The sequence below is a fragment of the Paenibacillus terrae genome (assembly GCF_000943545.1).
In the GTDB taxonomy this organism is placed as follows: Bacteria; Bacillota; Bacilli; order Paenibacillales; family Paenibacillaceae; genus Paenibacillus; species Paenibacillus terrae_A.
On sequence record NZ_JTHP01000167.1, the window covers coordinates 1 to 1,317 of the forward strand.

2 protein-coding genes are annotated in these 1,317 nt (G+C 34.8%); both read right to left on the reverse strand.

The annotated features are described in order from the left end of the window. The coding region (locus tag QD47_RS29425) for a hypothetical protein (protein ID WP_044649462.1) at nt 1-206 on the reverse strand (206 nt) is incomplete at its 3' end. 71 nt (nt 207-277) lie between these two features. After that, nucleotides 278-1,225 carry an ATP-binding protein gene (locus QD47_RS29430; protein WP_044649463.1) on the reverse strand — a complete coding sequence of 316 codons (948 nt, stop codon included), beginning with the start codon at nt 1,223-1,225 and terminating at the stop codon, nt 278-280. Nucleotides 1,226-1,317 lie beyond the last annotated feature (92 nt).

The window sequence follows — 1,317 nt, forward strand, 5'->3', positions numbered from 1 at the left end:
TTCTTATGAGATTTTAAGGGAAGAACAGTCGAAAGGTGATTGATTTCATGGATTGGTATCCAGACTGCCTCCTCCTTTGTAATAAGCTTTAGCCTAGTCGCATCATGGGAGGAAGCAGCTATACCTGTATAATTCTTCTCAAAAGTGCTGACATAAAGTTGAAGACTTCCCTCAATAGCATTGCGGATCTCTTTCTTATATTTCATAATTCCTCCTTAAAATCTTACATGTAATATTGAATGATATACTACTTATTTATAAATGAGATGGTTAATCCTTATTTAATCCCCAAATAACCCTTATCTAAATAGGTAAGAAGTTTATCAAAAGAATCATTTCGATCATTCCAAGAATAATATTGTTTTACAAGACGATCTGCATCATACAACGATGTCGGTTTATCATCAAGGGAAGATAGATAAGCTGATGTTAAGGGGAGGTATTCATCCCTCACTGTAATAAGCCAACTATACAAGAATGTGTATCCAGGAATATTCTGCTCAATCCCGATAGCGCATAATTGCAGCAAGTCCGGAATATCCATCTCCATTATTTCGCCGTCCCCTTGGTACCAGCTACCTAGCCCTCCATCTTCTAGTCTGTAATTCATGTATGCAAGCTGTACAGCTGCTTTCTGTGCTGGACTAAGTACTTTCATCCACTCAGATCGAATATATGGGTATGGATAAAGGTCACTTTTAGAATTATCAAATTTTTCTGTTGCTTTATAAAGTAATCTATCGTGAATTGTGATCATTCTTACACTATGGATAGTATTACGGTCCATAGAAATAATAATATCTGTGTGAGCAGTTATCTTCTTATCCATATTGCGAATGTCTTGTATGCTGGAAGTAGCGAAAGTAAATATTACACACTTACACTTATTGCTTGCAAGATATTTAATTAACGAATCAGCATTATTTGCACTTTCGTCTATGACAACAAAATCGCCTTGCCCGTTTTTACTAAGGCGGTCTTTATTATCGTTTGTTAATTCATAGTTATAATGCCCAATAGTATAATACTCAAAACTTTCAGCATTATTTCTCAGACGGATCAGCTCATTGAGTAATCTTGTTTTACCTGAACCTACACTTCCATGTATAAGTATTTTCCCATTACCCTCTAGTTTTTTTAGAGTATCTTCAGCTTTTTTAGCTGATAATCCCCAACTCATCAAACGGAATATTTTAGCTTCGAAACTGAGATCATTTTTTGTCATTTTACAAATTCCCCTTGCAATATTTTTTTGTTTTCTCTTTATGTAGAGATGAAATCTTATGTTATTCATTGAGCTAGTATCTTACCTTATCC

Bases quoted from the DNA above. Each gene is read 5' to 3' on its own strand.
- QD47_RS29430 (WP_044649463.1), bottom strand. From the start codon at position 1,225: ATGACAAAAAATGATCTCAGTTTCGAAGCTAAAATATTCCGTTTGATG.